The sequence below is a fragment of the Halomonas sp. WWR20 genome (assembly GCF_054602495.1).
Genome location: NZ_JBTRHR010000007.1, coordinates 184,947 through 206,756, shown reverse-complemented (window position 1 = coordinate 206,756; position 21,810 = coordinate 184,947). Strand labels below are relative to the sequence as shown.

The following is a 21,810-nucleotide window of genomic DNA, read 5'->3' as shown; positions in this document are numbered from 1 at the left end:
ACATCAGTCAGGCCGACAGGGTCTCGGCCCTTCTGGCGGACTACAGCATACTGCGCAGCACGTAGTGGAGGATACCGCCATGGCGGTAATATTCCATCTCGTTGGCGGTATCGATGCGGCAAAGCGCTTCGATATTCTTCTCGCCCTTGTCGGAGGTAATGGTCACCGTGACCGTACAGCCTGGCTGAAGGTCGTTCATGCCCGAGATGGAGATCGTTTCATCGCCGGTCAACCCGAGCGATTTACGATCCTCGCCTTGCGGAAACTGCAGCGGCAACACACCCATGCCGATCAGGTTGGAGCGGTGGATACGCTCGTAGGACTCCGCCAGCACCGCGCGCGCGCCGAGCAGTCGTGTGCCCTTGGCGGCCCAGTCGCGGCTCGAACCGGTGCCGTACTCCTTGCCTGCGACCACCACCAGCGGTGTCTGCTCCTCGGCATATTTCATCGCCGCGTCGTAGATCGCCATCTGCTCACCGGAGGGCACATGGCGGGTGTAGCCACCTTCCACGCCTTCGAGCATCTCGTTGCGGATACGCACGTTGGCGAAGGTGCCGCGCATCATCACCTCGTGGTTGCCGCGCCGCGAACCGTAGGAGTTGAAGTCCTTGGGTTCGACACCATGCTCCTGTAGATAACGCCCGGCGGGGCTGTCGGGCTTGATGGCCCCGGCCGGCGAGATATGGTCGGTGGTCACCGAATCGCCGAGCATCGCCAGTACATGGGCGTCCTTGATGTCCTCGACCGGCTCGGGATCCTTGCCCATGCCTTCGAAGAACGGAGGATGCTGGATATAGGTGGAGTCCTTGGACCAGGCATATACCTGACTCTGCGGCACTTCGAGCGACTGCCATATCTCGTCGCCGTTGAAGACCTCGGCATACTCCTTGCGGAACATCTCGGTCTTGACCTGCTCCACCGCCGTGGCGATTTCCGCCTGGCTCGGCCAGATATCCTTGAGGTAGACAGGCTGACCGTCCTGGCCCTGACCCAGCGGTTCTTTGGAAAGGTCGAGCCGCACGTTGCCGGCCAGCGCATAGGCGACAACCAAGGGGGGAGACGCCAGCCAGTTGGTGCGTACCAGCGGATGCACCCGTCCCTCGAAGTTACGGTTACCGGAAAGCACCGAGGCGACCGTCAGATCACCGGCATCGATGGCCTTCTCGATGGGCTCGGGCAGCGGCCCGGAATTGCCGATACAGGTGGTACAACCGTAACCCACCAGCTGGAAGCCCAGCTTGTCGAGGTCATCCTGCACGCCGCCCGCCTTGAGGTAGTCGGTGACCACCTTGGAGCCCGGGGCCAGCGAGGTCTTGACCCACGGCTTGGTGGTCAGCCCCTTTTCGGCGGCCTTGCGCGCCAGCAGGCCGGCGGCCAGCATTACGCTGGGGTTGGAGGTGTTGGTGCAGGAGGTGATGGCTGCAATCACCACGGCGCCGTGGTTGAGCTTGAAGTCCTCGTCCTTCCAATGGCACGTCTGGCTGTCAGGCGTCGTGTAGCGCTCATCCACATCGGCTGCCGGGTCGTTTCCGGAGACGTCCGGCAATTGGCCTTCCATCAGCGTTTCGAAGGTGGACTTCATGTCGGTCAACGCGACGCGGTCCTGAGGACGCTTGGGACCGGCCAGGCTGGCTTCGACTTCGTCCATGTCGAGGTGCAGCGTATCGGTGAAGATCGGCTCGTGACCGGGCTCGCGCCACAGACCCTGCGCCTTGGTGTAGGCTTCGACCAGAGCGACCTGTTCCTCGTCGCGACCGGTCAGGCGCATGTAGTTCAGCGTCTCCTCGTCGACCGGGAAGAAACCGCAAGTGGCGCCGTACTCCGGTGCCATGTTACCGATGGTGGCACGGTCGGCCAGCGGCAGATCCTTGAGACCGTCGCCGTAGAATTCGACGAACTTACCGACCACGCCCTTCTTGCGCAGCATCTGGGTGACGGTCAATACCAGGTCGGTGGCGGTGATGCCTTCGCGCAGCTTGCCGGTGAGCTTGAAGCCGATGACTTCGGGAATCAGCATCGATACCGGCTGACCCAGCATGGCCGCCTCGGCCTCGATGCCCCCCACGCCCCAGCCGAGCACGCCCAGGCCGTTGATCATGGTGGTGTGCGAGTCGGTTCCCACCAGCGTGTCGGGATAGGCGAAGGTCTTGCCGTCTTCCTCCTTGGTCCATACCGCCTTGCCCAGGTACTCGAGGTTGACCTGGTGGCAGATGCCGGTGCCCGGCGGCACCACACGGAAGTTGTCGAAGGCATCCTGACCCCAGCGCAGGAACTCGTAGCGTTCCTTGTTGCGCTCCATCTCGATGGCGACGTTGTCCTTGAAAGCGGATGCGTCACCGAAATGATCGACCATCACCGAGTGGTCGATGACCAGATCCACCGGCGAGAGCGGGTTGATCCGCGCCGGATCTTCGCCAAGCCGCTGTACCGCATCGCGCATGGAGGCCAGATCCACCACGCCGGGAACGCCGGTGAAATCCTGCATCAGGACCCGCGCTGGGCGATAGCCGATTTCACGCATGGAACGCGCTTCCTTCTGCCAGTCGACCAAGGCCTGCATGTCCTCGCGGGACACGCTGGATTCGTTGGTGAAACGCAACTGGTTCTCGAGCAACACTTTCAGCGTCATGGGGAGCCGCTTGAAGTCGCCCAGTGTTTCGGCCGCCTTGGGCAGGCTGTAATAGTGATAGGTGCGCTCACCTACGTCGAGCGTGGAGAGAGTATTCGGTGAAGCGTCGGTGCTCATGGGCCTCCTCCTCATGCTTGGGCGAGATACCGGAGCGAGAGACAGAATGTCGTCCGATGACAGTGTCTTCGATTAAGGTATACCGCCAGTCGCGGCGGGCTCACCCAATGTCAGGTTCCTTTTTAGCGATACAAACCGGCACCGCCAATACTAATCACATGGTCATGATAGGCCGTTATTTCAACTATCACCCACTAGCGCATGATGACAGAGCTGCGGTCACTAACGCCAGACACAACGAAAAGTAACGTCGTCGGCTTGTAAGTGGCAGCCAGCACCCGCATATCGATTATGGTCTATCGAGCATCGGCTATCGAAGGAGGGGCGGTGAACGAAGAGGAATTGACCTCATGTGATGTGCATTGTCCCTACTGCGATACCGCCTTTGAGCTGCTGGTGGACACCAGTGCGGGAGGCCATGCGACATGGGAGGATTGTCCCCGTTGTTGCGCCCCGATACAGGTACAGGTCGTCGTCTCGATGAGCGGCGAGTACGAGCATGTCATGCTTGGGCGCGATGATGATGTTTTCTGAGCGGCGCGACGATTCGCGGCTATAGGTGAAGACAATCGGCTCCATAGCGGTCATGCTAATCGCCCCGATAGACATTGCCTATATCATCCATAAGTCCAATCAAATTGGATTGCGCCGTTAGACACATTAGGCTGTGTCACGAATTTACTCACGACCCATTTCTTATTTTCCAAGGAGTTCTAATGAGCGTATTGGTTGGACGTCAAGCCCCCGATTTCGAAACGGCCGCCGTGCTGGGTGACGGTACCATCGTTGACAATTTCAAGCTGTCCGACGGCAACGGCAAGATGCGTGTCCTGTTCTTCTGGCCGCTGGACTTCACTTTCGTTTGCCCGTCGGAAATCATCGCCCATGACAATCGTCTGGCGAAGTTCAAGGAACTGGGCGTGGAAGTGATTGGTGTCTCCATCGATTCTCAGTTCACTCACCATGCCTGGCGCAAGACCTCTCCCGAGAAGGGCGGTATCGGCGAAGTCGGCTTCCCGATCGTGGCTGACGTCAAGCATGAAGTGACTCAGGCCTACGGCATCGAGCATCCGGATGCGGGCGTGGCGATGCGCGCCTCCTTCCTCATCGACGAGAACGGCGTCGTTCAGCACCAGGTCGTCAACAACCTGCCGCTGGGCCGCAACGTCGACGAGATGCTGCGCATGGTCAAGGCGCTGCAGCATCACCAGAAGCATGGCGAAGTCTGCCCGGCTGGCTGGGAAGAAGGCCAGGAAGGCATGAAGGACACTGCGGAAGGGGTTGCCAAGTATCTGGGCACCCACTCCACAACGCTGTAAGATGGTCATCAGTGTTACCCGGGCGGCCTGCAAGGCCGCCCTTCGCATACGCAAGTTCTTTTCCTTGTCGGTAATGGATGCCATAGGCAAGGCTTGACGTATCGTTTCCAGCGGCTTGTGGTATGGATTGCCTCGGCAGTTCATTCCTCAAGCCGTTTTGCGATTCACCGCGATAATTTTCCATTCTGCATTCAGTGAAGCGAGGTCCTGCATGAGTGTTGCGCGCCACGAACGCCTGATCATTCTCGGCTCCGGGCCGGCCGGCTACTCGGCTGCCGTCTATGCCGCCCGCGCCAATCTCAAGCCGCTGCTGATTACCGGTATGCAGATGGGGGGGCAGTTGACCACCACTACCGACGTCGATAACTGGCCGGGCGACGATACGGGAGTGCAAGGGCCCGAACTGATGGAGCGCATGCGCAAGCATGCCGAGCGCTTCGATACCGAGATTCTCTTCGATCATATCCATGAGGTGGAGCTGCGCCAGAAACCCTTTACGCTCAAGGGCGACAACGGCACGTACACCTGCGATGCGCTGATCATCTCCACCGGTGCCAGTGCGCGCTATCTGGGGCTGCCTTCCGAAGAGCAGTACATGGGGCAGGGTGTGTCCGCCTGCGCCACGTGTGACGGTTTCTTCTATCGGGGACAGGAAGTCGTCGTCGTGGGCGGCGGCAATACCGCCGTGGAGGAAGCGCTGTATCTGTCCAATATCGCCTCCAAGGTCACCCTGGTACATCGTCGCGACAGCCTGCGGGCCGAGAAAATCCTCCAGGACAAGCTCTTCGAGAAGGTGGCCAACGGCAATATGGCGGTCGAGTGGCACCAGACGCTGGAAGAAGTGCTGGGGGACGCCTCAGGCGTCACTGGCGTGCGGCTGCGCTCGACGCTGGATGGCAGCACCAAGGAGCTGGCCGTGATGGGCGCGTTCATCGCCATCGGTCACACGCCGAATACGGCGATCTTCGAAGGCCAGCTGGACATGAACAACGGCTACATCAAGGTTCGCTCAGGTCTCGAGGGCAACGCCACCGCGACCAGCGTTCCCGGGGTCTTCGCCGCGGGTGACGTCATCGATCATGTCTATCGCCAGGCGATTACCTCGGCGGGAACCGGGTGCATGGCGGCCCTCGATGTCGAGCGCTATCTCGACGGCATCGAATCCGCAATGGTCGAATAAGCGCGATGCGAGCAGGCCGGCGGTTTAACCGCGGGCCTGACTGTCAGGGGCGGCGTCACGCCTTTGGCGTTATCGGTTCGGATCGCGAGGCGCTTGCTCGATACCCTTGCTTGCCCGACACCCCTTAATAGTGGGGTGGGATTTCATCTTCCGTGCGAAAGCCTGCGTCCTCTTCGGCATCGAGCGCCTGATGGTTGGCCCTGAGTCGCTGCTGAAGCAGTTCGTTCATTCTTTCCAGGCGTTCGAGCAACTGGCCGTGTCGCGCGATCGCCTGATCGAGGGTGTCCAGCCAATCTTCCTGATAAGCCAGGCGACTTTCCAGACCCTCGAGACGTTGTTCCAGCAGGGCAAGCGAGTCGGCATGGGTCATGCTAGAATCCTCCGGCTGAGTGTCACTCCATCATGACACCTTCATGTGTTTTCGCCCACGCGTAATGCGCAGCCGGGCTTTTCCTGTCATCACAACAAGAGAAATCGAGGTCCATGAATCGCAAGGTCATTCTTCGCTGTATTCTCATCAGTCTGTTACTCGCCGCGCTGTCCCCGCTGCTGATTATGCTCTTTATCGCGCTCGCGGATGGTGCTCTGGCCGACGAACTGCGCAATAGGCTGGAAGCGGGCGGCATGGTCAGAGCCTATGGCGCCACGCTGCTGGCGACGTTCCTGGTGTTGCTGGCCGCGACGTTGACGGTGCATGCGCTCACCCCCCAGTTGGCGAGTCTCACCGAAGTCGAAGACGACGATCGGGAAATCGGCGAGGTAAAATGGTTCAACGTCAACAAGGGATACGGCTTCATCACCCGGGATAGTGGCGAAGATGTGTTCGTGCATTTCCGCGCCATCCGCGGCAAGGGACACCGCACCCTGGCCGAGGGTCAGAAGGTCCGTTATTACATCATCCACAACGAGCGCGGCCTGCAGGCCGATGACGTCACCGTCATCACCTGATCGGCGACGCCCAACCTGCCAACGCCCGCTCGCATCCGAGCGGGCGTTTTACGTTATGGCGATGCGGGTTTCGCCGTATCCTGGAGAGTGCCGTTGTGGGCGGCCTCGGCACGCGATTCGGCCTCGACGAACACGCGTTGCACGTGGGGATGCGCCTGCTTGATGGCCCGATCCAGGGTGACGATGGAACGCTCGATACTTTCAGCCGGCGTACCGCGGACGAAATGCACGCTGAGGTTGACCAGAATGTAGTCGGGTCCCATATGCATGGTCAGCACTTCGTGAACGGTCTCGACCCCCTCGGCTTGCCCGGCGAGCCGGCGAATGTCCTCGACGACCGACCGGTTGGCGCTTTCGCCGATCAAGAGTCCCTTGGTCTCGACCGCTAGCCAGATAGCCGTCCCGCCCAGAATCAGGCCGATGATGACCGAGGCGATACCGTCAAAGACCGGGTTGCCGGTCCACTGGCTCAAGGCCACGCCCGCCAGCGCCGCCAGCAGACCGAGCAGCGCGGCGGAGTCCTCGAACACCACCACGAACATCGAGGGGTCCTTGCCGCGATGAACGGCCTCGAGGTAGCCCCATTTGCCCTTGGTTTTACGGAACTCGTTGAGCGCAAAGGCCCAGGAAGCCCCTTCGAACAGGATACCCAGCCCCAGCACCGCGTAGTTGATCAGCGGTGACTCCATCGGTTCGGGATTGAGAATATGAATGATGCCTTCGTAAAGCGATATTCCCGAGCCGATGGCGAAAATCAGCAACGCCACCACGAAGCTCCAGAAATATATTTCCTTGCCGTGGCCGAAGGGGAACTGGGCATCGGGCGGTTTCCGGGCCCGGTGCATGCCCAGCAGCAACAGGACCTGATTGCCGGTATCCACGACCGAGTGGATGCCTTCTGAGAGCATGGCGGAACTGCCGGTCATCGCGGCCGCGATGAACTTGGTAACGGCAATCAATGTATTGCCTGCCATGGCGGCGTAGATGACCGCCTTCGATTCAGATGCCATAACGTTGCTTCTTCCCTGAAGTTAAACCGCTCGAGGGCTACAGTATCGATCAGGCAGGCCCGGTATGCCTGCTACTGTGCCCGATTTCCGTGCTGAATGGCGCTACCTTCCCGAGTCGGGCCAAGTGATGGCGGCCTCCGTGCCATCAGGCTGGATCTGCCAGAAGCGATCGGGGTCGTCTCCCGGCTGCCAGCCGCCCAGCGAGCAGCGCACTTCACATTGCAGGCGTGCCGCTGCCGCCCGCGCGCAATCGACATCGCGCATCCAGGGGGTGCCGGCACTGTCGAACCACAGGCTGGCGTAGCTGTCGGCGGCATTCTCGACCAGCAGCACGGGGATGCTGGCATCGCCACAACGGCCACGGCCACGCCATTGACGCTTTCCGGCTCGATCAAGCGACGACATGTCGTCGAATGCCTCTCGGAGCCAGGCCTCGAGCATACCGATATCCACGGATGCCAGGTAAATCTCGATGTCGGGATAGCGCTGCATGGTCTGCCTCAGGTGAAGAGTCGCGTGAGAATCGCTTCGTAGATGCGGCTCAGAGTGTTCAGGTCCGAGGCGCGGATGCGTTCATCGACCTTGTGGATGGTGGCGTTGACCGGGCCCAATTCGACCACCTGTGCACCCAGCGTGGCGATGAAGCGACCGTCGGAGGTGCCACCCGCGGTGGAGAGCTGTGGACGTACACCCTGCACGCTCTCGACACCGGCGAGCGCGGCCTCGATCAGGGCGCCTTCGGCGGTCAGGAACGGCTCGCCGTTGAGTGTCCAGTCGAGGCGGTAGTCCAAGCCATGGGCGTCGAGAATCGCACGGGTGCGTGCCTTGAGCTCATCGAAGGTCACCTCGGTGGAGTAGCGGAAGTTGAACACCACCTCCAGCTCGCCGGGAATCACATTGGTGGCCCCGGTTCCGGCACGGATGTTGGATATCTGGAAACTGGTGGCGGGAAAGAATTCGTTACCGCTGTCCCAGTTTTCGCGTGCCAGGGCGTCGAGGGCCGGCGCCGCCTCGTGAATGGGATTGCGCGCCAGATGCGGATAGGCCACGTGGCCCTGCACGCCGCTGACATGCAGCACGCCACCCAGCGAGCCGCGTCGGCCGTTCTTGATCATGTCGCCGAGATGCTGGGTGGAAGAGGGTTCGCCGACGATGCAGTAATCGAGACGCTCGTGACGTTCGCGCAAGTGTTCGACCACGGCGCGGGTGCCGTCGATGGCCGGGCCCTCCTCGTCGGCGGTGATCAGAAAGGCGATCTTGCCGTCATGTTCGGGGCAGGCGCGAACGAAGCGCTCCACCGCGGTGATCATGGCGGCCAAGCTGCCCTTCATGTCGGCGGCGCCACGGCCACAAAGCTCACCTTCGGCGTTGACGTGCGGCTCGAAGGGCGGCGTTTCCCAGTTGGTTTCCGGACCGCTGGGGACCACGTCGGTATGGCCGGCAAAGGCCAGCACCGGCCCGTGGTGGCCATGGACCGCCCAGAAGTTCTCCACCTCGCCGAAGCGCAACCGTTCGATCGTAAAGCCCAGCCGGCTCAGGCGCTCGATCATGACCTCCTGACAGCCCGCGTCGTCGGGAGTCACCGACGGGCGGCGCATCAGCTCGCAGGCCAGCTCCAGCGTCGGCGAGAGGGGCGATGAAGCCCGTGAGGGCTCGGCGGTATCAGGCGATGGCATGAAGAGTCTCGAGTAAGGCAAACAATGACGCCTGCCAACGGCAGGCGCGGGGATCAGTTGTGCGCGTGCAGCGCTTCGTTGAGCTCGATGGCGCTCTTGTTGGTCAGGCACTCGATGCGGCCATTGACCGAATTGCGACGCAGCAGCAGGTCATCCTGGCCGGCCAGGTCGCGCCCGGCGACGGTTTCGACCAGCTCGCCCTTGTCATCGAGGACCGCAACCTTGGCGCCGGCGGTGAGGTACAGACCGGCTTCCACGGTGCAGCGGTTGCCCAACGGAATGCCGATGCCGGCGTTGGCGCCGATCAAACAGCCTTCGCCCACGGAAATCACGATATTTCCTCCCCCCGAGAGGGTGCCCATGGTCGAGCAACCGCCGCCCAGGTCGGAGCCCTTGCCGACCATGACGCCGGCGGAGATGCGCCCTTCGATCATGCCCGGCCCTGCGGTGCCGGCATTGAAGTTGACGAAGCCTTCGTGCATCACAGTGGTGCCTTCACCAAGGTAAGCGCCCAGCCGCACGCGGGCGGTATCGGCGATACGAATACCCTTGGGCACCACGTAGTCGGCCATCTTGGGGAATTTGTCGACGCAGTCCACCGATAGCGCACGACCTTCCAGGCGTGCCTTGAGGCGCCGCGCCGGCAGCTCCTCGATATCGATGGCGCCTTCGTTGGTCCAGGCGATGTTCTTCAACAGGCCGAACATGCCGCTCAGGTCGATACCGTGCGGCTTGACCAGACGGTGCGACAGCAGGTGCAACTTGAGATACACCTCGGGCACGCTGGTCGGCGCCTCGTCGGTCTCGAGAAACACCGCGACCAGGGGGCGCTGGCTCATGAACAGCGTCTCGGCGAGTTCGGCCTGGGCGTCATCACCGGCGCTGCGCAGGGCCGTGGCCAGCGCGGCGCAATGCTCGGGCAGGAAGCTGACCACGGCGTTGCCGGCGGGGGCCTCGAGCGTCTGGCGGGCAGCCTCGACCAGTGCGGCATCGGGCTGGTGCAGCGGGGCGGGATAGTAAACTTCCAGCCAGTCGCCTTGGGTGTTCTGGGAGCCGATTCCAAGGGCGAAGCTCAGCATGTCAGTGTCCTCATTGTGTTCAGTCAAGTGATCAACCGGATCGGGCAACCCGCCGTCCGACGACGGGTGTCGCGAGTGCCGCGTGGTATTAGCCGGCCAGCGCCGCGTACGTGTCGGGTTTGAAGCCGACGATTAGCGCGTCTTGGCTATCGAGTAGCGGTCGCTTGAGCAGGGTGGGGTGCGCAAGCAGAAGCGTACGGGCCTTGTCGGTATCGAGGTCTTGCTTGTCGCTATCCGCGAGCGAACGCCAGGTCTGGCTGCGCGTATTGACCAGCGTCTGCCAGTCGGTACGGGCCAGGAAATCGTCGAGCAGCGCGGCGTTCAGGCCGTCTTCGCGCAGGTCATGATAGCGGTGGGCAATGCCCTGGGCATCGAGTGCCCTGCGCGCCTTGCGACAGGTGTCACAGGTCTTGATGCCATACACGATGATCATGTCGCTCTCCTGAGCTGTGATTAGCGGTGACGCTCGATGAAGCGGCGAATGCGCTGCGCGGCTTCGACGGTGGCCTGGGTGTCGGCCACCAGCGCCAGACGCACGCGTCCTGCGCCGGGGTTGTAGGAGGACGAGCTGGCGTCCTGGGTCTCGCGGGACATGTAACGCCCCGGCAGTACGCTGACATGCTGTTCGGCAAACAGCTCGCGGGCGAAGGCCTCGTCATCGCCGCCGGGCACCGCCGGCCATAGATAGAAGCTGGCCTCGGGCGCGGCAAACTCCATCACCGGAGCAAGAATTTCACTCACCGCGGCGAACTTGTCGCGGTAGTCGTCACGGTTGGCCAGCACATGTGCCTCGTCATTCCAGGCGACGATCGAGGCTTGCTGTACCTGCAGCGACATGGCGCAGCCGTGATAGGTGCGATAACGCTTGAACGGCGCGATCAGATCGGCATCGCCGGCGACGAAGCCTGAGCGCAGCCCCGGCAGGTTGGAGCGCTTGGAGAGCGAGTGGAAAACGATACAACGGCGATAGTCGTCGCGACCGAGCGTCGCGCAAGCCTGCAGCAGTCCGGGCGGCGGCGCGGTTTCGTCGAGGTACAGCTCCGAATAGCACTCGTCGGAGGCAATGATGAAGTCATGTTCGTCGGCGAGTTCGAGCAGCCGCTGATAGTCGGCCAGCGGCGTGACGGCCCCGGTGGGGTTGCCCGGCGAGCAGACGAAGACGATCTGCACCTCGCGCCAAGTATCCACCGGCACGGCATCGAAATCCGGGCGCCAGCCATGTTCGGCATGGCAGTTCAGGTACAACGGCTGCCCCCCGGCAAGCAGGGTGGCACCTTCATAGATCTGATAGAAAGGGTTGGGCATGGCCACCCGAGCGGGGCGCGAGCGGTCGAGCGCGGCCTGTACGAAGGCGAAGATGGCTTCACGCGTGCCATTGACCGGCAGCATGTGCTGCTCGGGATCGAGACTGCCCCGGGCCAGGCCGAAGCGTCGCGTGGCCCAGTTGGCCATGACGCGACGCAGTTCGGGCAGACCGGTGGTGGCCGGATAGCGTGCCACATCGCCGGCGTGGCGATTGAGCGCCTCAAGTACCGCCGCAGGCGGGGCATGTTGAGGCTCGCCGATCGACAACGGAATATGCGCGAGTGCATGCGGTGGCGTTACGCCGGCCTTCAGGGCGGCCAGCCGCTCGAAGGGGTAGGGCTTGAGGGCGTCAAGATCGGGATTCATCGATGTTCCAGCGTGGTCCGGTCGCGCGGACGACATGTCGTTTAGAGGTGCTATCCCGCGGGCGAGGCCCGGCATACGGAGCGACGACCTGCGCAAAGCCCCCCATTATAGGCAAGCCGGCAGGACGCCTCAAATCGGGGCCGGACCGGGGCGTTTCAGCATTGGCCCTCAGACATTCAGGACTTCGCACAGGCGCTCGCGCAGGCGTGCCTGACGTGCGGGGTCGGTCAGCGGTTGTCCGGCTTTGTCGGTGATGAAGAACACGTCCTCGACCCGCTCGCCGAGAGTGGCGATCTTGGCCGCCGACAGCGCAATGTTCTGCTCCATGAAGATGCGTCCGACGCGCGCCAGCAGGCCGGGGCGGTCGGGAGCGATGAGCTCGAGCGAGGTGCGATGATTGGCGATATCCTGCTCGATGACCACCTGGGTGGGGACTTTGAAGTGCTTGAGCTGCCGGGGGGTGTGGCGGCTGACGATCTGGGGGTAGTCTTCGGGGTCGTCGAGCTCCTCGACCAGGTGCTGGCGAATGTCCGCCAGGCGGGCGGGATCGCGAATCGGCTCATCGTTGTCGTCGAGCACAATGAAGGTGTTCAGGGTCCAGTCATTGCTCGACGTGGCGATGCGTGCGTCATGGATCGACAGCCCCAGCTGTTCCATGGCCGCTGCGGTGGCGGCGAACAGGTCCTCCACCGAGCGGGTGTGTATGAACACCTTGGTACCGCCCTCCGTCATGTCTTCGGTGGGCGCGTTGACCAGCACCAGTGGCAGTGGCGAGGGAGTGTGCGCCAGGATGCCCTGGGTCTGCCAGACGATCTCGCTGGGGGAGTACTGCAGGAAGTAATCCTCGCCGAACGAGGTCCATAGCTGTTCGACCTGAGCGGCGTCGGCGCCCACGCTGCGGAGCAGCGCCAGGGCTTCTTCACGTGACTCCTGCGCCCACTCGGCCCGGTCGAGCGCATTATCCAGTCCGCGGCGCAGCACACGCTTGGTTTCGGTATACAGTTGTCGCATCAACGAGGCGCGCCAGCCGTTCCACAAGGAAGGATTGGTGGCGTTGATGTCGGCGACGGTGAGCACGTAGAGATAGTTCAGGTGCACCTCGTCGCGCATCTGCTCGGCGAATTCTCGGATCACGTCGGGATCGGAAATGTCGCGCTTCTGCGCCGTCATCGACATCAGCAGATGGTGCTTGACCAGCCATGCGACCAGCCGGGTATCGCGTCCCGACAGGCCATGGCGTTCGCAGAACAGTGTCGCATCCTGCGCGCCCAGTTCGGAGTGGTCGCCGCCGCGGCCCTTGCCGATATCGTGGTATAGCCCGGCGATCCACAGCAGCTCGAGCTTGGGCAACTGATGGACGAGGGTGGCGGCGACTGGAAACTGGTGGCGCCCCTCCGGCTCGCGAAAGCGCTGCACGAATTTCAGCAACCTCAACGTATGCGCATCGACGGTATAGATGTGAAACAGGTCGTGCTGCATCAGGCCCACCGCCTGGCCGAACTCCGGCAGGTACTTGCCGAGCACGCCATAGCGCGACATGCGGCGCAACTGGCGGGCCACGTTGCCACCTGAGCGCAACAGTTCCATGAACAGGCTGTGATGGCGCACGTCCTCGCGAAAGGCGGCATCGATCTGGTGGCGTTGATCACGGATCAGGCGGATGGTCGCCGCTCGCACCCCCTCGATCTCGGGATGCTGGGCCATGAGCAGGAACAGCTCGAGCAGGGCTCCCGGGCGACGCTTGAATACATTGGTATGGCGAGCCTGGATGTAGCCGCCCTTGATTTCGAAGCGCTTGTTGAGCGGTTTGCTCTCGAGCACTTCGTCGGCATGCAGGATGACCTCGTCGAAGTGCTGCAACAGCATATCATTGAGCCCCGCCAGGGTGGTGACATGCCGATAGTAGCGTTTCATGAACTGCTCGACGGCGAGGCGCTCCGGGGTGTCAACATAACCGAACAGCTCGGCGATGGCGCGCTGATGGTCGAACAGCAGCCGGTCCTCGGCACGGCCGGTGAGCATGTGCAGCGCGTAGCGGACCTGCCACAAGAAGGCCTGGCCCTGGCTCAAGATGCGCAGCTCGGCATCGTTCATGAAGCCCTGGGCGACGACGTCTTCGTAGCGCAGCGGCCCGAAGTGGCGCTTGGCGACCCATCCGATCATCTGAATGTCACGCAGCCCACCGGGAGAACTCTTGATGTTGGGCTCGAGGTGGTATTCCGAGTTGTTGAAGCGATAGTGGCGAGTGATCTGTTCCTGCCATTTGGCCTTGAAGAAGGCGTCCGAGGGCCACATGGCCGCGGTGGACAGACGCTCGCGCATGGCGTCGCGCAGGTGTTCGGGGCCCGCCAGCGTACGGGTTTCGAGCAGGTTGGTGATGACCGTGACGTCGGCCAGGGCTTCGCGCTCGCAGTCGGATAGCGAGCGCACGCTCTGACCGATTTCCAGCCCGATATCCCACAAGAAGGTGATGAAGGCGGTCAGCGGTTCGCGGTAGGGGGTGTCGTCGTCATGCTCGAGCAGCAGCAGTAAGTCGATGTCCGAGTGCGGATGTAACTCGCCGCGTCCGTAACCGCCCACGGCGAGCAGGGCGACGCCGTCATCGGGCCAGGCGTGACGCGACCAGGCGATGCTGAGCAACTGATCCAGACACCAGGCGCGACCGTGAATCAGATCACGAATATCGGCGCCTGCTCGAAAGCGGGCGTCGAGGCGAGTCTGCAGGGTATGCAGCGCTTGCTTGAACACCATGATCGGCGTGCGGCTGGCCTGGAGCTCGGCGGCAAACGCCGCGACGTCGAACAGCGTCTCGTCGGGGGTGAAGCGATAGTGGTGAAGCAGCATTCGGCGTGAGTCTCCGGACGAGCGTGGGAAACGCGGAACTTCTGCATGACGCACTCGAGCGTGGCGCGCTTGAATGCGAAGAGGGCGACGTGAACGGGGTGCCCGCGAAAGACATGATAACGGTAAAACCGGCCCCGGCAGTAGCCGATATGGCCAGACCGGGGCGCTAGCGGAAATCAGGCGTTCAGAAAGGACAGGTCTTCATCGGCGCGCGCGGTCAGGACCTCGACGCCGTCGGCTGTGACCAGTAGGGTATGTTCCCACTGGGCGGTCAGGCTCTTGTCCTTGGTCACCGCCGTCCACCTGTCCTTGAGCACCTTGGTCTGGTAACCGCCGACGTTGACCATCGGCTCGACGGTCAGGCACATGCCCTCGGCGAGCTCGGCATCGGCCGCCGGATCGTAACCGTCGTAATGCAGCACCTGGGGCTCCTCATGGAAGCCGACACCGATGCCATGCCCGCAAAAATCGCGTACCACCGAGTAGCCGTTGGCCTCGGCATGGCTCTGAATGGCGCGGGCGAGCTCCGAGAGGCGCACGCCGGGACGTACCAGCGCCATGCTCTTGTACAGACATTCCTGGGTCACGCGGCATAGCCGTTCGCCCTGAATGGTTTCGCCAATGATAAACATCATGCTGGTATCACCGTGGTAACCGTCGGCGGTCCTCACGGTGATGTCCATGTTCATGATGTCGCCCTTCTTCAGCTTCTTGTCGAAATCGGGGATGCCGTGGCAGACCACATGGTTGAGTGAAGTGCAGATCGACTTGGGGAACCCGTGATAGTTAAGCGGTGCGGGCGTCGAGCCCAGCTCGTTGACAATGTAGTCATGGCACAGGCGGTCGAGCTCGCCGGTGCTGACTCCGGCCTGCACATGGGGCGTGATCATCTCCAGCACGCTGGCAGCCTGGCGGCCGGCTTCGCGCATCTTGTCGATTTCATCGGGCGTCTTGATGGGAATATTCATACAATCTCGGATCGGAAGGGGTCGGGCCTGCCGGCGCGGCACGCAAACGCTTGCGACCTGCGCTGAATGTATCCCGGGCCAATTTTGCGGCAGGCATACGGCTTCATCTTGGAATCGTTCTATGGTATAAAGCCGCGCGCTTTACTGCAATCTTCTACACTGGTTCTGCCGATTCGTCGGTCTGGCGAGGAGTTGTTTTGCGAGAAAGTGCGACACAAGCTTAACGCCTTAAAAACACACATGCACCGTCACATGGTCCCGGGTGCCGTACGGAACGCGTCCCACGATGCGCCTGCGGTCGGATCCATGGGGTGTGTGGAGGCCCAACCCGATTCTCAGGAGTCATCATGGCACAAGTCAATATGCGTGACCTGCTCAAGGCAGGCGCTCACTTCGGTCACCAGACCAAGTACTGGAACCCGAAGATGAGTAAATTCATCTTCGGCGCGCGCAACAAGATTCATATCATCAACCTCGAGCACACTCTGCCGGCATTGAACGATGCGATCGGCGTGGTCGAGAAGATGGCCGCTTCCAACAACAAGATCCTGTTCGTCGGCACCAAGCGTTCCGCCAGCAAGATCATCAAGGAAGAAGCCGTGCGCGCGGGTCAGCCGTTCGTCAACCATCGCTGGTTGGGCGGCATGCTGACCAACTACAAGACGATTCGTGTTTCCATCAAGCGTCTGCGCGAACTCGAAACCATGCACGAAGATGGCACTTTCGAGAAGCTGACCAAGAAGGAAGTCCTGATGGCGACCCGCGAGCAGGACAAGCTCGAGCGTTCCGTTGGCGGTATCAAGGACATGGGTGGCCTGCCCGATGCACTGTTCGTGATCGACGTCGATCATGAGCGCATCGCGATCAACGAAGCCAACAAGCTGGGCATCCCGGTCATTGGCGTGGTCGATACCAATTCCGACCCGGATGGCGTGGATTACGTCATCCCGGGCAACGATGACTCCATTCGTGCCATCCAGATCTACGTACAGGCTATCGCCGATGCCTGCGCGAAAGCGAAGGAAGGTCGTCCCGACGAGTTTGTCGAAGTCGCCGAAACGAACAACGAAGTCGCCGAGTGATCCTGGCATGTCTGCATCGTCTGTCATCTGGAGTGCGTTAACCTGATAAGGTGCTCCCCGGCAGGCTGAGCGGACAACGATGAGGGGGCTACGGCCCCCTTTTTTCACCGTCCGGCCGTTGGACGAGTGGATCACCCGGAATTCCGAATCAAGACGTCGAACCATTCAGAGGTAATATCATGGCAGCTATCAGCGCATCTCTGGTCAAAGAACTGCGCGAGCGCACCGGACTCGGCATGATGGAGTGCAAGAAGGCACTCACCGAAGCCGGTGGCGACATCGAGAAGGCCATCGAGGACCTGCGCAAGAATGCGGGTCTGAAGTCCGCCAAGAAAGCCGGGCGTATCGCCGCCGAAGGCGCTATCGTGACCCGCGTGGCCGAGGACGGCAGCTACGGTGCGATGCTCGAAGTCAATTCCGAGACCGATTTCGTTTCGCGTGATGACAACTTCAAGGGCTTCGCCGAGAAAGTGCTGGCCAAGGTCTTCGAGAGCAAATCCGAGAGCATTGCCGAAGTGATGGACGGCGAACTCGAAGAAGCACGCAACCAACTGGTGCAGAAGATCGGTGAGAACATCACCGTACGCCGTGCGGCGGTCATCGAAGCGCCGGCGGGCGGTTTGGTCGGTGCCTACGTTCACGGCGACCGTATCGGCGTGCTGACCCAGCTGACCGGCGGCAATGCCGATGTTGCCAAGGATGTCGCCATGCACGTCGCCGCGATCAATCCGACCGTGGCGCGTCCGGATGACATGCCCCAGGAAGTGCTGGAACAGGAAAAGGCGATTATCCTGGCGCAGCCCGATATGGCGGGCAAGCCGGCCGAAATCGCCGAGAAGATGGTTCAAGGCCGCCTCAAGAAGTATCTGGCCGAGAACAGCCTGACCGAGCAGCCGTTCGTCAAGGACCCCAACACCACCGTTGCCAGCTATGTCAAAGCGGCCGGCGGTGAAGTGATGGGTTTCACCCGTTTCGAAGTGGGTGAAGGCATCGAGAAGGAAGAAGTCGACTTTGCCAAGGAAGTCATGGAACAAGCTCGCCGGAGCTAAGGTCCGACTTTTGAAGTCTTGATGGCGTGCGCGAAAGCGCACGCCATCGCGTATCCGGCCCAAGCATCATCGCGTTGCGCCACCATCCGCCGATTCAGGGAGAATTCGTATGCCTGCCCCCAATGAACGCAGTGCCAAATCGAAGTACAAGCGCATTCTGCTCAAGCTGTCCGGTGAGGCCCTGATGGGCGATGGAGAGTTTGGTATCGATCCCAAGGTGCTGGACCGCATGGCCCTGGAAATCGGCCAGCTGGTGGGGATCGGCGTTCAGGTAGGCATCGTGATCGGCGGCGGCAACCTGTTCCGTGGCGCCGCGCTGCATTCGGCGGGCATGGACCGCGTCACTGGCGACCACATGGGAATGCTGGCGACGGTCATGAACGCACTGGCGATGCGCGATGCCCTTGAGCGTTCCAATATCCGCTCGCGGGTCATGTCGGCGATTCCCATGAGCGGTGTCGTCGAGCATTATGATCGGCGTACCGGGATCCGCTATCTGACCTCCGGCGATGTGGTGATCTTTTCCGCCGGCACTGGCAATCCGTTCTTTACGACGGATTCCGCAGCCTGCCTGCGGGGTATCGAGATCGATGCCGATGTGGTGATCAAGGCCACCAAGGTGGACGGTGTCTACGACAAGGACCCGGTCAAGCATGGCGATGCCGTCAAGTACGAGCGCCTGGGCTACGACGACGTACTCGACCAAAAGCTGGAAGTAATGGATTTGACCGCCATCTGCCTGGTGCGTGACCATGGAATGCCGGTGCGCGTGTTCGATATGACCAAGCCGGGTGCACTGCTCAATCTGGTAGTGGGCGGTACGGAAGGCACGCTGATAGACAGAGGTTGAAACCGTGATCAACGATATCAAGAAAGACGCTGAGTCCCGCATGCACAAGAGCGTGGAAGCGCTACAGACCAACTTCCACAAGATTCGTACCGGGCGTGCCCACCCCAGCATTCTGGATGCCGTGATGGTCGAATATTACGGCGCCCAGATGCCACTCAATCAGGTTGCCAGCGTCAATGTGGAAGATGCCCGTACCCTGGCGGTGGTGCCGTGGGAACGGCCCATGGTGCCCAAGGTCGAAAAGGCCATCATGACCTCCGATCTGGGGCTCAATCCATCGACGGCGGGCAACGTGATCCGTGTGCCGATGCCGGCGCTGACCGAAGAAACACGCAAGAACTACATCAAGCAGGCGCGCAGCGAAGCCGAGAATGCCCGGGTTGCCGTGCGCAACGTGCGCCGCGACGCCAATGGCGATATCAAGGATCTGCTCAAGGAAAAGGAGATATCCGAGGACCAGGAGCATGGCGCCACGGATGCGATCCAGAAGCTGACCGATAAATATATCGCCGAAATCGACAAATTGCTGGAAGCCAAGGAACATGATCTGATGCAAGTCTAAGGATCGTTATCTTTGTTATTCAGCCAGCGGGCGGGGTGCTGCCCGCTTTCTTTTCCGCCATGCGAGACTCCATGACGTCACCGCAGTCCCCTACATCGCCGCGCCATGTGGCGATCATCATGGATGGCAATAATCGCTGGGCTCAGGCTAGGGGCCTGTCTGGCGTACGTGGCCATCGCGCCGGTATCGAGGCGGTGCGCGCCGTGATTCAACGTGCCGCCGAGCGTGGCATCGAGACGCTGACGCTGTTTGCGTTTTCCAGTGAGAACTGGAAGCGTCCGAGTGCCGAGGTCAACGCCCTGATGGAGCTGTTTCTGCTGGCGCTCAAGCGTGAAGTCAGGAAGCTGCACGAGCATGACATCCGCCTGTCGGTCATCGGTGAGCGCTCGCGCTTTTCACAGTCGATACAGAAACACATCGTGCGCGCCGAGGAAATGACCCGCCACAATCAGCGTCTGCACCTGGTGATCGCCGCCAACTACGGCGGACGCTGGGATATCGCCGAGGCGGCGCGGCGTTTGGCCGCGCGCGTCGAGGCAGGGGAAATGGCGGCGTCGGCCATCGATGAACAGGCGCTCGAAGCCGAAATCTGTTTGGCGGACTCGCCGGCGGTGGACCTGTGTATTCGCACCAGCGGCGAGCAGCGAATTTCCAACTTCATGCTCTGGCAACTGGCCTATGCCGAGTTCTACTTCGCTCCGGAATTATGGCCGGACTTCAAGGCCGAGGCGTTCGATGCGGCGCTCGAGGCTTTCTGTCAACGGCAGCGTCGTTTCGGCATGACTCAGGAGCAGATCGAGGCGCAAGGTGCTTAGACAACGGATCATCACGGCGCTGATACTGGCGCCGCTGGCACTGGCGGGGCTGTTCGGCCTGATCGAGGCACCGTTTGCGGTATTCACCGGCGTCGTGCTGTCGTTCGGTGCCTGGGAGTGGGCCAATCTGGCCGGTTTTCCACAGCGTATGGCACGCTTGGGCTATGTGCTGCTCTGTGCGCTGCTGATGTGGCTGGCCTGGACCACCGCCGCCACGCAGCAGGCCTGGCCGCTATGGTTGGGGATGCTGGGCTGGTTGATGAACCTGTACTGGGTGTTCAACTATCCCCGGCGTCAGCAGCAGTGGGGCGGACGTGTCCCTCGGCTAGTGATCGGTCTCTGGGTCCTGCTGCCCTGTTGGATCGGCTTTATCCAATTGCGCCAGGAAGGCGTCGCCTGGCTGCTGTTCGTATTGATGCTGGTGTGGGTGGCCGATATCGGCGCCTACTTTGCCGGTCGCGCCTTCGGCAAACGCAAGCTGGCGCCGCGGGTCAGTCCAGGCAAGTCGTGGGCCGGTGTGGTCGGCGGCCTGTGCGGTGCCGAAGTACTGGCGGTGATCTTCGCGGTGTGGCATGGGCTGAGTCTGACGCAGACGCTTCAGCTACTGATCATCACGGCGCTGGTGGCGCTGATTTCGGTGCTTGGCGACCTGCTGGAAAGCATGCTCAAGCGCTTTCGTGGCCTCAAGGACTCCAGTCGGCTATTGCCGGGGCATGGCGGTGTGCTTGACCGCATCGACAGTCTGACGGCAGCCATACCGCTGTTCGCGCTACTGCTCCCTTGGTTGGGATGAGGTAATGATGCGGGATTCTTTCCTACCCGAGTCTGCCCAGGCGATCACTGTCCTGGGCGCCACTGGCTCGATCGGCACCAGTACGCTCGATGTAATCGCCCGTCATCCGACACGCTATCGAGTGCATGCGCTGACCGCGTACAGTTCACGGGAAAAACTGCGCGATCAGTGTGTTAAACATCATCCCGACGTAGCGGTGCTGGGCGAGGAAGCCGATGCCGCCTGGCTGCGTGAGCAACTGACCGCGGCCGGCCTGGCCACCGAGGTGCGCGCGGGCGAGGCGGCCTTGCAGGAAGTGGCATGCGCCCATGACGCCGATATCGTGATGGCGGCGATCGTCGGGGCGGCGGGGCTGCTGCCGACCCTGGCCGCGGTGCGCGCCGGTAAGCGCGTGCTGCTGGCCAACAAGGAAGCCCTGGTAATGTCCGGCGCGCTGTTCATGGAGGCGGTGGAGCGTCACGATGCCGTGCTATTGCCCATCGACTCGGAACATAACGCCATCTATCAGTGTCTACCTCCGGGACATCGTGGCGGACTGGGGTGTCATGGCGTCTCGCAGTTGCTGCTGACCGCTTCCGGCGGCCCCTTCCGGGGCTGGAGCGCCGATCAACTGGACAGGGTCTCTCCGGCGCAGGCCTGCGCGCATCCCAACTGGTCCATGGGGCGCAAGATTTCGGTGGATAGCGCGACCTTGATGAACAAGGGACTGGAACTCATCGAAGCCTGCTGGCTGTTCGATGCCCGTCCCGAGCAGATTCAGGTGGTGGTGCATCCGCAGAGCGTGATTCACTCGATGGCGGCCTACAGCGACGGCTCGGTAATCGCCCAGTTGGGCAATCCTGACATGCGCACCCCCATTGCCTACGGGCTGGCCTGGCCCGAGCGCATCGAGGCGGGGGTCAAGAGTCTCGATCTGTTCGCCGTGGCGCGTCTCGATTTCGAGGCCCCCGACGAAGCCCGCTTTCCATGCCTGCGTCTGGCCCGTGATGCCATGCAGGCCGGCGGGACGGCACCGGCCGTGCTCAATGCCGCCAATGAGGTTGCCGTCGCTGCGTTTCTTGAAGGGCGGCTAGCGTTTACGCAAATCGCCACGCTCGTCGAGCGTGTGCTCGAGCGACGCGAAGTCTGCTCCGCCGACGAACTGGACATGATATTGTCCGAAGACATGGCCGCCCGGCGTGATGCCGAGCGTCTGTTGCGTTCTCGTTTCATCTAGGA

At 61.8% G+C, this 21,810-nt stretch carries 21 protein-coding genes; 11 read left to right on the top strand and 10 right to left on the bottom strand.

Annotated elements, in window-relative coordinates; all coding sequences use genetic code 11:
* Window positions 1-40 precede the first annotated feature (40 nt).
* Window positions 41-2,746: an aconitate hydratase AcnA gene (acnA, locus tag ACW4DH_RS14480; protein ID WP_459637103.1), complete on the bottom strand. Its 2,706-nt coding sequence runs from the start codon at window positions 2,744-2,746 to the stop codon at window positions 41-43.
* A gap of 327 nt (window positions 2,747-3,073) precedes the next feature.
* Here acnA and ACW4DH_RS14475 point away from each other — a divergent pair, with 327 nt between their 5' ends.
* From ACW4DH_RS14475 to trxB, 3 genes are all read left to right on the top strand, one after another.
* The gene (locus ACW4DH_RS14475) at window positions 3,074-3,280 is read left to right on the top strand and encodes a CPXCG motif-containing cysteine-rich protein (protein WP_459637102.1); all 207 of its coding nucleotides are present in this window, start codon (window positions 3,074-3,076) and stop codon (window positions 3,278-3,280) included.
* Between the two features lie 182 nt (window positions 3,281-3,462).
* Window positions 3,463-4,065 carry a peroxiredoxin C gene (locus ACW4DH_RS14470; protein ID WP_459637101.1) on the top strand — a complete coding sequence of 201 codons (603 nt, stop codon included), beginning with the start codon at window positions 3,463-3,465 and terminating at the stop codon, window positions 4,063-4,065.
* Between the two features lie 211 nt (window positions 4,066-4,276).
* Complete coding sequence (trxB, locus tag ACW4DH_RS14465) at window positions 4,277-5,245, top strand: thioredoxin-disulfide reductase (protein ID WP_459637100.1); 969 nt, start codon at window positions 4,277-4,279, stop codon at window positions 5,243-5,245.
* Between the two features lie 124 nt (window positions 5,246-5,369).
* Here trxB and ACW4DH_RS14460 read toward each other — a convergent pair whose 3' ends face one another.
* Window positions 5,370-5,615 (bottom strand): SlyX family protein, encoded by a 246-nt coding sequence (locus ACW4DH_RS14460; RefSeq protein WP_459637099.1) that lies wholly within the window; start codon window positions 5,613-5,615, stop codon window positions 5,370-5,372.
* 113 nt (window positions 5,616-5,728) lie between these two features.
* On the opposite strand from ACW4DH_RS14460, the gene ACW4DH_RS14455 reads away from it, so the two are divergent.
* A complete protein-coding gene (locus ACW4DH_RS14455) occupies window positions 5,729-6,193 on the top strand; it encodes a cold-shock protein (protein ID WP_459637098.1) in 465 nt (154 codons plus the stop codon).
* A 53-nt stretch (window positions 6,194-6,246) separates the two neighbouring features.
* Here the strand turns inward: ACW4DH_RS14455 and ACW4DH_RS14450 are convergent, their stop codons facing one another.
* The 8 genes from ACW4DH_RS14450 to map all read right to left on the bottom strand — a co-directional run bounded on the left by ACW4DH_RS14450 (window position 6,247) and on the right by map (window position 15,441).
* On the bottom strand, window positions 6,247-7,203 hold the full coding sequence (locus tag ACW4DH_RS14450; protein ID WP_459637097.1) for a cation diffusion facilitator family transporter: 957 nt from the start codon (window positions 7,201-7,203) through the stop codon (window positions 6,247-6,249).
* Window positions 7,204-7,305: 102 nt separating this feature from the next.
* Window positions 7,306-7,695 carry a hypothetical protein gene (locus ACW4DH_RS14445; protein ID WP_459637096.1) on the bottom strand — a complete coding sequence of 130 codons (390 nt, stop codon included), beginning with the start codon at window positions 7,693-7,695 and terminating at the stop codon, window positions 7,306-7,308.
* A gap of 8 nt (window positions 7,696-7,703) precedes the next feature.
* Window positions 7,704-8,879 carry a succinyl-diaminopimelate desuccinylase gene (dapE, locus tag ACW4DH_RS14440; protein WP_459637095.1) on the bottom strand — a complete coding sequence of 392 codons (1,176 nt, stop codon included), beginning with the start codon at window positions 8,877-8,879 and terminating at the stop codon, window positions 7,704-7,706.
* A 53-nt stretch (window positions 8,880-8,932) separates the two neighbouring features.
* Window positions 8,933-9,958, bottom strand: coding sequence for a 2,3,4,5-tetrahydropyridine-2,6-dicarboxylate N-succinyltransferase (gene dapD / locus ACW4DH_RS14435; RefSeq protein ID WP_459637094.1), 1,026 nt, complete (start codon window positions 9,956-9,958; stop codon window positions 8,933-8,935).
* 88 nt (window positions 9,959-10,046) lie between these two features.
* A complete protein-coding gene (locus tag ACW4DH_RS14430; protein WP_459637093.1) occupies window positions 10,047-10,391 on the bottom strand; it encodes an arsenate reductase in 345 nt (114 codons plus the stop codon).
* Window positions 10,392-10,411: 20 nt separating this feature from the next.
* Window positions 10,412-11,629, bottom strand: coding sequence for a succinyldiaminopimelate transaminase (gene dapC, locus ACW4DH_RS14425; protein WP_459637092.1), 1,218 nt, complete (start codon window positions 11,627-11,629; stop codon window positions 10,412-10,414).
* A 168-nt stretch (window positions 11,630-11,797) separates the two neighbouring features.
* Window positions 11,798-14,473, bottom strand: a complete 2,676-nt coding sequence (locus ACW4DH_RS14420; protein WP_459637091.1) for a [protein-PII] uridylyltransferase — start codon at window positions 14,471-14,473, stop codon at window positions 11,798-11,800.
* A 176-nt stretch (window positions 14,474-14,649) separates the two neighbouring features.
* On the bottom strand, window positions 14,650-15,441 hold the full coding sequence (map, locus tag ACW4DH_RS14415; protein WP_459637090.1) for a type I methionyl aminopeptidase: 792 nt from the start codon (window positions 15,439-15,441) through the stop codon (window positions 14,650-14,652).
* 347 nt (window positions 15,442-15,788) lie between these two features.
* Here map and rpsB point away from each other — a divergent pair, with 347 nt between their 5' ends.
* The 7 genes from rpsB to ispC all read left to right on the top strand — a co-directional run bounded on the left by rpsB (window position 15,789) and on the right by ispC (window position 21,808).
* Window positions 15,789-16,523: a 30S ribosomal protein S2 gene (rpsB, locus tag ACW4DH_RS14410; protein WP_459637089.1), complete on the top strand. Its 735-nt coding sequence runs from the start codon at window positions 15,789-15,791 to the stop codon at window positions 16,521-16,523.
* Window positions 16,524-16,702: 179 nt separating this feature from the next.
* Window positions 16,703-17,572 (top strand): translation elongation factor Ts, encoded by an 870-nt coding sequence (gene tsf, locus ACW4DH_RS14405; RefSeq protein ID WP_459637088.1) that lies wholly within the window; start codon window positions 16,703-16,705, stop codon window positions 17,570-17,572.
* A 109-nt stretch (window positions 17,573-17,681) separates the two neighbouring features.
* Complete coding sequence (gene pyrH, locus ACW4DH_RS14400; protein ID WP_459637087.1) at window positions 17,682-18,422, top strand: UMP kinase; 741 nt, start codon at window positions 17,682-17,684, stop codon at window positions 18,420-18,422.
* Window positions 18,423-18,426: 4 nt separating this feature from the next.
* Entirely contained in the window at window positions 18,427-18,984 is a 558-nt protein-coding gene (frr, locus tag ACW4DH_RS14395; protein ID WP_459637086.1) for a ribosome recycling factor, read from the top strand.
* 71 nt (window positions 18,985-19,055) lie between these two features.
* Window positions 19,056-19,799 carry a polyprenyl diphosphate synthase gene (gene uppS, locus ACW4DH_RS14390; protein ID WP_459637085.1) on the top strand — a complete coding sequence of 248 codons (744 nt, stop codon included), beginning with the start codon at window positions 19,056-19,058 and terminating at the stop codon, window positions 19,797-19,799.
* Window positions 19,792-20,592, top strand: coding sequence for a phosphatidate cytidylyltransferase (locus ACW4DH_RS14385; protein WP_459637084.1), 801 nt, complete (start codon window positions 19,792-19,794; stop codon window positions 20,590-20,592). The genes uppS and ACW4DH_RS14385 overlap by 8 nt, the downstream gene beginning before the upstream one ends.
* Window positions 20,593-20,596: 4 nt before the next feature.
* Complete coding sequence (ispC, locus tag ACW4DH_RS14380; protein WP_459637083.1) at window positions 20,597-21,808, top strand: 1-deoxy-D-xylulose-5-phosphate reductoisomerase; 1,212 nt, start codon at window positions 20,597-20,599, stop codon at window positions 21,806-21,808.
* Window positions 21,809-21,810 lie beyond the last annotated feature (2 nt).